Origin of the sequence: Gordonia sp. i37, assembly GCF_002043085.1 — a bacterium.
In the GTDB taxonomy this organism is placed as follows: domain Bacteria; phylum Actinomycetota; class Actinomycetes; order Mycobacteriales; family Mycobacteriaceae; genus Gordonia; species Gordonia polyisoprenivorans.
The window spans coordinates 1-7,810 of sequence record NZ_MVPX01000155.1; the positions used below are offsets into that span (position 1 = coordinate 1).

The window sequence follows — 7,810 nt, forward strand, 5'->3', positions numbered from 1 at the left end:
CGCGGGGCCAAAGCCGGCAGCCGAGTCCGGTGGCGGCGCAACGGTCGATGCGGCTGCGCTCGGTGAGTTCACCGAGCAGATCACCGGTCGCACAGGTGCGCTGGCGTCGGCCGCTTACACCATGCTCTCCAAACTCGGTCTCACCGAGGAGGTCTCGACCCCCGAGACCGCCGACGACCCCAATGCGGTTCTGGCGCAGCGGGTCAGCGACGAGCTGGGTTCGGACTGGGCGCGCACCGTCGCACCGGCCTTCGACGAGGCCAAGGTCGTCCTCATCGACGACCGCTGGGCGACCACGCGTGAGGATCTGGTGCGGATCTGGCTCACCGACGCCGATGAGCTGGACGCCGACTTCGACGCGCTCACCGCACGCTTCGCCGGTTCCGGGCACACCGTCGCCCAGCACGCCACCTGGTGGCAGGGCAAGGCGCTGGCCGCGGGAAACCTGGTGCACGAGCGCGCTTTCGGGACCATCGCGCATGTCGCCGAAGAGCCCGGACAGGGCCGGTGGGCCGATCAGGTCGCTGTGGTGACCGGTGCCAGCAAGGGGTCGATCGCCGCGTCGGTCGTCGCCGGGCTGCTGGCCGGCGGCGCCACGGTGGTGGCCACCACCTCGCGACTGGACTCGCAGCGACTGGCCTTCTACAAGAAGCTCTATCGCGAGAATGCCCGGTACGACGCCGCGCTGTGGGTCGCCCCGGCGAACATGGCCTCCTACACCGACGTCGACGAGCTGGTGTCGTGGCTGGGTAGCGAACAGACCGAGAACCTCGGCGGGACCACCGCCGTGGTGAAGCCGGCGATCAAGCCGACGTTGCTGTTCCCGTTCGCCGCGCCCCGCGTCGCCGGTGACCTCACCGACGCCGGCGGTCGCGCCGAGCTGGAGATGAAGGTGCTGCTGTGGTCGGTGGAGCGGTTGATCGCCGGTCTGTCCGAGATCGGTGCCGACCACGACATCGCCGCTCGTCTGCACGTGGTGCTGCCCGGCTCGCCCAACCGTGGCATGTTCGGCGGCGACGGCGCCTACGGCGAGAGCAAGGCAGCGCTCGACGCCCTCGTGACCCGTTGGGCTGCAGAGGAATCGTGGGGCTCGAAGACCACCCTGGCGCATGCGCTGATCGGGTGGGTCAAGGGCACCGGACTCATGGGCCACAACGACGGAATGGTCACCGCGGTGGAAGCCGCGGGCGTGCGAACCTGGACCACCGACGAGATGGCCGACAATCTGCTGGGCCTCTGCGATCCGGCCACCCGGGCCGCGGCGCGGGAGGCTGCGGTGACCGCCGACTTCACCGGTGGACTCGATCCGTCGATCGACCTCAAGGCACTGGCCGCACAGGCCGCCGACGAGGACGAGACCGATGAGTCGGCCGAGGACGAGGCACCGGTGACCGTCGCGGCCCTGCCCGCCCCGGCACGCGCGGCGAGCGGCGTGAGCCCGGTGTGGCCGAAGATCGACTCGCGTCCGGAGGACATGGTCGTCATCGTCGGTGCCGGCGAGCTCGGCCCGTACGGTTCGGCACGCACGCGCTTCGAGATGGAGGTCGACGAGAAGCTCAGTGCCGCAGGCGTTCTCGAACTCGCCTGGAACACCGGACTGATCACCTGGGATACCGCGCCCAAGCCGGGCTGGTATGACACCGAATCCGGTGATCCGGTGGCCGAGGCCGACATCGCCGAGCGCTACCACGACGCGGTCGTCGAGCGATGCGGCATTCGCCGCTACGCCGACGAGGGCGCCTTGGTCGACGGCACCTCGCCGCTGTTGACATCGGTGTTCCTCGACGAGGATCTGACCTTCACGGTGTCCTCGGAGGCCGAGGCGCGCGCGTTCGCCTCCGCCGATCCCGAGCGAACCCGGGTCGTTGCCGACGAGGAGTCCGGCGAATGGCAGGTGACTCGTTTGGCGGGCACCGAGATCCGCGTCCCGCGTCGTTTCGCCCTGACCCGCACCGTCGGTGGGCAGATCCCGACCGGGTTCGACCCGACCCGTTGGGGCGTCTCGGCCGACATGGCCGAGTCGATCGACCGGGTGGCGTTGTGGAATCTCGTGTCCACCGTCGACGCGTTCCTCTCCTCGGGCTTCACCCCGAGCGAGCTGATGCGGTGGGTGCATCCGGGTCTGGTGGCCAATACCCAGGGCACCGGCATGGGCGGTATGACCTCGATGCGCGAGCTCTACATCAACACCCTGCTCGGCGAGGCCAAGGCCAACGACATCCTGCAGGAGGCGCTGCCGAACATCGTTGCCGCGCACGTCGTCCAGTCCTACGTCGGTAGCTACGGTGCGATGATCCACCCGGTCGCCGCCTGTGCGACCGCTGCGGTCTCGGTCGAGGAGGGCGTCGACAAGATCCGCCTCGGCAAGGCGCTGTTCGCGGTGGCCGGCGGCTTTGACGATCTCGGTATCGAGGGCATCGTCGGATTCGGTGACATGTCGGCGACCGCGGAATCGGCGAAGATGGCCGCGCGGGGGATCGACGAGCGCCGCTACTCGCGGGCCAACGATCGCCGACGCGGTGGATTCGTCGAATCCCAAGGTGGCGGAACGATTCTGCTGGCCCGCGGCGACGTCGCGGCGCAGATGGGCCTGCCGGTCCTCGGTGTGGTGGCGTGGGCGCAGAGCTTCGGCGACGGCGTTCACACCTCGATCCCGGCCCCGGGCCTCGGTGCGCTGGGTGCCGCACGGGGTGCGCTGAGCTCGCCACTGGCCAACGCGCTGGCGGCGCTGGGTGTCAGTGCCGACGACGTCGCCGTCGTCTCCAAGCACGACACCTCCACCCGCGCCAACGATCCCAACGAGTCCGAGCTGCACGAGCGGCTGGCCGCGGCGATCGGCCGTGGTGACGGTGCACCACTGTTCGTGGTGTCGCAGAAGTCGCTGACCGGTCACGCCAAGGGCGGTGCCGCCGCCTTCCAGCTGATCGGACTGTGCCAGGTGTTGCGTGAGGGCGTCATCCCACCGAACCGCAGTCTCGATTGCGTCGACGAGCAGATGAAGGACTACCCGCATCTGGTCTGGGCGCGGGAGACACTGCGACTCGGGGATCGCTTCCCGCTCAAGGCCGGTCTGCTGACCAGCCTCGGATTCGGCCACGTGTCGGGCCTGATCGCGGTCGTACATCCGGAGGCGTTCATCGCCTCGCTGGACCCTGCCGAGCGCGAGGACTATCGCCGTCGTGCCGCCGAGCGTGAGCGCAAGGGCAGCCAGCGGTTGCTCGAGGCGATGTGCGGTGGCGAGGCCGCCTACCGTCGTCCGGCCAACCGTCGCTTCGACGAGATCCGCGACGAGCACGACGCCGAGGCTCAGGTGCTCCTCGATCCGGCGATTCGTCTGGGCGAGTCGGGTGCGTATGCCGATGCGGCGCAAGACGTGTCGTCCTCCAGCAGCGCGGCCACGATCTGATGGCGGTGTTGGGAGTCGGGATCGACGTCGTGTCGATCCCGGAATTCGCCGAGCAATTGGCCCAGCCGGGAACGACCTTCGGCGACCGCTTCACCGTCGGCGAGCGCCGCGACGCGGCGTCGGGTACCGGTGAGGACGCACGTCACCTCGCGGCACGGTGGGCTGCCAAGGAGGCCGTCGTCAAGGCGTGGTCGGTCAGCCGGTTCGCCCGGTCGCCGTTGCTGCCGTTGATCCGGCACAGCGACATCGAGGTGGTCACCGACAACTGGGGGCGTCCGGCCATCCGGCTGGCCGGGGAGATCGCCGAACACCTGCGTGACACCCAGGTGCACATCTCGCTGACCCATGACGGCCCGTCGGCCGCCGCGGTCGCGATCCTGGAGGGCACGGGCTGAGCCCGGCGTTCCACGCGAGGCACGGGACGAGCAGACGACGGCGGTCGGGCCGATGCCGACCGCCGTCGTTTCTCGTCGAGCACCGGTGGATCAGTGCACCGGTGGATCAGAGCACCGGTGGATCAGACCGAACTGGTGCTCTCCTCGAGCAGCAGGTAGCCGGCCAGCATGCGTTTGAGCTCGGTCACCGTCTCGGGATGGTCGTGGCCGTCCTGCACCGAGAAACTCAGCAGCGAGTACGCCGTGTGCACCAGTACCTGCGACATCATCTCGCGCCGAGCCCGCTGTGACGGGGTCAGCGGGGCGATCAGCCGCGAGACCTGGTCGGCCAGAACGCGTTCGTTCTGCGAGGCGGTGGCCCGGGTGGCCGGGGTCGACTGCACCGCCAACCACACCGCCCGCCGGGACGGGTCGTCGCGCCACAACGCGGCGAGGTGGTCGAGGAACTTCTCGAGGAGCACCGGCCATTCGAGCGAGGGCACCTCGGAGGCGAACGCGGTGAGCTCCTCGCGGACCGCGACCGTGTCGAGTCGGTCGAGTTCGCACACGATCACGTACTTGTTGGCGAAGTACTGATAGAGCGTCCCGATGGGAACCTCGGCGCGCGAGGCGATCTCCTCACACGTCAGCGACTCGAACCCGACCTCGGTGAGCAATTCGCGAGCAGCCGCGAGCATCGCGGAGAACTTGCGTTTGCTGCGCTCCTGCGTGGGCCGTTTGCGGGGGACGAGAGGCTGGGTGGTCATCGGTCCGGGTGCGGTGTCGGGGTGGGCTCAGTCGAGCGCGAGGTCGCGGCGCAGCTTGGCGACATGCCCGGTCGCGCGGACGTTGTACTGGGCCAGTGCGATCGTGCCCTGCTCGTCGACCAGGAAGGTCGAGCGGATCACACCGGTGACGACCTTGCCGTAGAGCTTCTTCTCACCGAACGCACCCCAATGCGTCAGCACCGACTTGTCCGGGTCGCTGAGCAGGGGGAAGTCCAGTCCTTCGGCGTCGGCGAACTTCGCGAGTTTGGCCGGCTTGTCGGGTGAGATTCCGATCACATCGATGCCGGATTCTCCGAGGTCGGCGAGGTTGTCCCGGAAGTCGCAGGCCTGCTTGGTGCATCCGGGCGTCGACGCCGCCGGATAGAAGTAGACGATCACCTTTCGGCCTGCGTAGTCGGCCAGCGACACCGGGTTGCCCTGCGCGTCGGGGAGGGTGAAGGCCGGTGCCGGGTCTCCGACGGCAAGGCGTTGTGTGTCTGACATGACGCTCAGGCTAGTCGATGATGTCCGATGTCCGACCGACGATGTGCAGTGGCGCCGGCGGGCATGGCGTAACCTTGTGTGGCCGCTCGCACCGCATCCGCTCCGCGCCGGGAACTCCTCCTCGCGCGGTCGTGTTGCGTCGGGGGAGAAGTGTGGTCCGCCGGGCCACATGAGCTGATCTTTCTTGACCATTCCTGGGAGGACCACGTGGCCGGGGATACCGACCGTATCGAGCAGGACATCGCGAAAGCCCGCGAGGACCTGGCCCACACACTCGACGCGCTGGCCGAGCGGGCCAACCCGCAGCGCCTGGCCGGCGACGCCAAGACTGCCGCACTCGCGTTCTTGAACACGCCCGCAGTCAAGTACACGCTTGCCGGCGTGGGCTCTGTCGTCGTCGTTCTCGTCATCCGCAAGGTCCTACAGTGACCCGTGCGCGGGGCTCATATGCCCGAAACGCGCTCCTCGTACTCACCGTCGGCGCCGTCGCGACCGTTTTGCCCGGTTGCACGGCGTCGTCGTCGTATCCCGATGCCACCGGGAACGCGCCTGCGTTGAGTTCGTTGGGGCAGCCGAGTATCTCCGTCACCGGGTGGGCCGACCGTCCCCTGAAGGACAACGCGGTGGGCGTGATGCCGGGCGCACCGCTGACCGTGACCGCCCATGACGGCAATCTGCGATCGGTCGTCGTCACCGGATCGGACGGGCCGGTGCCCGGCACCGTCTCCGCCGACGGGTCCACCTGGACCGCCAAGGGCCCATTGGACTTCGACGACCAGTACACGCTGACCGCCGCGGCGCAGGGCGTCGACGGCGCGGGTGCGAAGAGGCTGACCTTCAGCACCGCCTCCGCCGAATCGACCGCCACCGCCTCGACGGTGACCGCCGAGAACGAGACCGTGGGTATTGGTCAGCCGGTGATGATCAATTTCGATCAGCCGGTCACCAACAAGCTCAACGCACAGCGCGCCATCCAGGTCACCACCAACCCTCCGGTCGAGGGTGCGTTCTACTGGGTCAACGACTCGATGGTGCGTTGGCGTCCCGAACACTTCTGGACGCCGGGTACCAAGGTCAACGTCAAGGTCAACACCAAGGGCATCGACCTCGGTGGCGGCGTCTACGGCGACAACAACCTCACCACCGACTTCACCGTCGGTCGTGCGCTCGTCGCCTCCGCCGATGACAAGACCCACATGATCACCGTGTCCATCAATGGCAAGGTCGTGCGGACGATGCCGACCTCGATGGGCAAGGATTCGAGCCCCACCAACAACGGCATCTACATCGTGGCCGAGCGCGATCCGAGCGTCATCATGGACTCCTCGACCTACGGCGTGCCGGTCAGTTCGCCGGGCGGCTACCGCGAGACCGTCTACGATGCGACGCGAATCTCCTTCAGCGGCATCTACATTCACTCGGCTCCGTGGTCGCTCGGCGATCAGGGCGTCGATGACGTGAGCAACGGCTGCCTCAACGTCAGTCCCGCCAACGCCGAGTGGTTCCTCAACACCGCGCTGCGCGGCGACATCGTAACGGTGAAGAACGCTGTGGGACCGATCCTTCCGGGTGACGATGGCCTCGGTGACTGGAACGTCCCGTGGTCGGTGTGGAAGAAGGGCAACGCCACTGACGGGTGATGCGACCACCGAGCGGAAACTGCTTCTGCCCAGCCGATTTCATGGATCGGGTACCGGTCATGTAATGTTTCCTCTCGGTTCGCCAAGCGCCATTAGCTCAATTGGCAGAGCAGCTGACTCTTAATCAGCGGGTTCGGGGTTCGAGTCCCTGATGGCGCACAGAGAAGCCCCCTTCACCAGCACGAACGGTGAAGGGGGCTTCTTCTCGTTCAGGTGCACCCACGGTTTACCCACGGTTTTCACACCGAGCGCACCGGAGCCAGGACGTCGAGAGCCGACGTGACATCGGGAGCTGCAGAACGACGCTGACGGTAATGGCGCTCCAGCACCTCACGGGTGTTGCCGAGCTGTTCGGCGGCCACGTCCGGGCCGTACTCGTCGGCGACGGTCGTTCCCACCGTCTGACGCAGCGAATGTGGGGTGACCCACTCGATCAGTTCGGCCGGACCATCAGGTTTGCCGTCGATGATCGCGACATGCTTGCGCGCCTTGCGCAGCTGCCGGCGGACGTTCGCCGCCGACCGCACCGTCCCGGCTCGAGACGGAAAGATGAAGTCCCCGGGTAGGTTGCGGGCTCGCTGGCGCCGCAGTGCTGCCGTCACGAGCGTCGGCAGCGTCAGGATCAGATCGTTCGCGCCATCCTTACTTCGCGGTGCAGGGTCAGCGTCGGGGGCTCGCCCCAGTCGACGTCAGCCCACCGCGCGGGTGGCGCCTCGTGGATCCGGCGACCAGTCCCCAGCCAGAACTCGAACAGCTCCAGCCGGTTATAGCCCGCGGCGGGCCGTGACCGACGTTGCCACCCGCGTAGGAGCCGATCCGCCGCCGCTGGATCGCCAGTTCGTCGACGGTCAGGGCTCGCGGCTTCTTGCGCTCACGCTTGACTGTGGAGGTGTCACGGACGGGGTGGCGCTCGATCGCGTCATGCTGGGCGGCCAGCGCCATCATCCCCGAGAGAATGATGCGACACCGCTGTGCCACCGTGGTTTCGCCCTTGGACTCGATGAAGCGTTCGGCACCGCCGACGGTCAGCTCGCCGACGCGCACATCACCGACGGCGGGCGTGATGTGTACACGGATCGTCTGCTCGTACAGCTCCAATGTGGACGGTGCGAGGTACTG

7 protein-coding genes, 1 tRNA gene and 1 pseudogene are annotated in these 7,810 nt (G+C 67.7%); 5 read left to right on the forward strand and 4 right to left on the reverse strand.

The annotated features are described in order from the left end of the window. Together B1964_RS07610 and B1964_RS07615 are read left to right on the forward strand one after the other, a co-directional pair. Positions 1–3,406: beta-ketoacyl synthase N-terminal-like domain-containing protein (locus B1964_RS07610; protein ID WP_290440682.1), on the forward strand; the 3,406-nt coding region annotated here is incomplete at its 5' end. Continuing rightward, positions 3,406–3,801 carry a holo-ACP synthase gene (locus B1964_RS07615; RefSeq protein ID WP_006371211.1) on the forward strand — a complete coding sequence of 132 codons (396 nt, stop codon included), beginning with the start codon at positions 3,406–3,408 and terminating at the stop codon, positions 3,799–3,801. The genes B1964_RS07610 and B1964_RS07615, both read left to right, overlap by 1 nt. Positions 3,802–3,923: 122 nt before the next feature. Here the strand turns inward: B1964_RS07615 and B1964_RS07620 are convergent, their stop codons facing one another. Together B1964_RS07620 and bcp are read right to left on the reverse strand one after the other, a co-directional pair. After that, positions 3,924–4,547 (reverse strand): TetR family transcriptional regulator, encoded by a 624-nt coding sequence (locus B1964_RS07620; RefSeq protein ID WP_006371212.1) that lies wholly within the window; start codon positions 4,545–4,547, stop codon positions 3,924–3,926. A 27-nt stretch (positions 4,548–4,574) separates the two neighbouring features. Further along, positions 4,575–5,051 carry a thioredoxin-dependent thiol peroxidase gene (bcp, locus tag B1964_RS07625; protein ID WP_079929393.1) on the reverse strand — a complete coding sequence of 159 codons (477 nt, stop codon included), beginning with the start codon at positions 5,049–5,051 and terminating at the stop codon, positions 4,575–4,577. Positions 5,052–5,258: 207 nt separating this feature from the next. On the opposite strand from bcp, the gene B1964_RS07630 reads away from it, so the two are divergent. The 3 genes from B1964_RS07630 (at position 5,259) to B1964_RS07640 (ending at position 6,850) form a co-directional block, all read left to right on the forward strand. Next, on the forward strand, positions 5,259–5,480 hold the full coding sequence (locus B1964_RS07630) for a DUF3618 domain-containing protein (protein WP_079929397.1): 222 nt from the start codon (positions 5,259–5,261) through the stop codon (positions 5,478–5,480). Further along, positions 5,477–6,691 carry an Ig-like domain-containing protein gene (locus tag B1964_RS07635; protein WP_079929394.1) on the forward strand — a complete coding sequence of 405 codons (1,215 nt, stop codon included), beginning with the start codon at positions 5,477–5,479 and terminating at the stop codon, positions 6,689–6,691. Before B1964_RS07630 ends, B1964_RS07635 begins: the two co-directional genes overlap by 4 nt. Positions 6,692–6,777: 86 nt before the next feature. Then, positions 6,778–6,850, forward strand: a tRNA-Lys gene (locus B1964_RS07640). A gap of 80 nt (positions 6,851–6,930) precedes the next feature. On the opposite strand, the gene B1964_RS07645 is transcribed toward B1964_RS07640, so the two are convergent. Together B1964_RS07645 and B1964_RS30360 are read right to left on the reverse strand one after the other, a co-directional pair. After that, positions 6,931–7,293, reverse strand: coding sequence for a hypothetical protein (locus tag B1964_RS07645; RefSeq protein ID WP_139765664.1), 363 nt, complete (start codon positions 7,291–7,293; stop codon positions 6,931–6,933). A gap of 58 nt (positions 7,294–7,351) precedes the next feature. Then, positions 7,352–7,810 (reverse strand): annotated as a pseudogene (locus tag B1964_RS30360) (hypothetical protein); the annotation flags it as partial.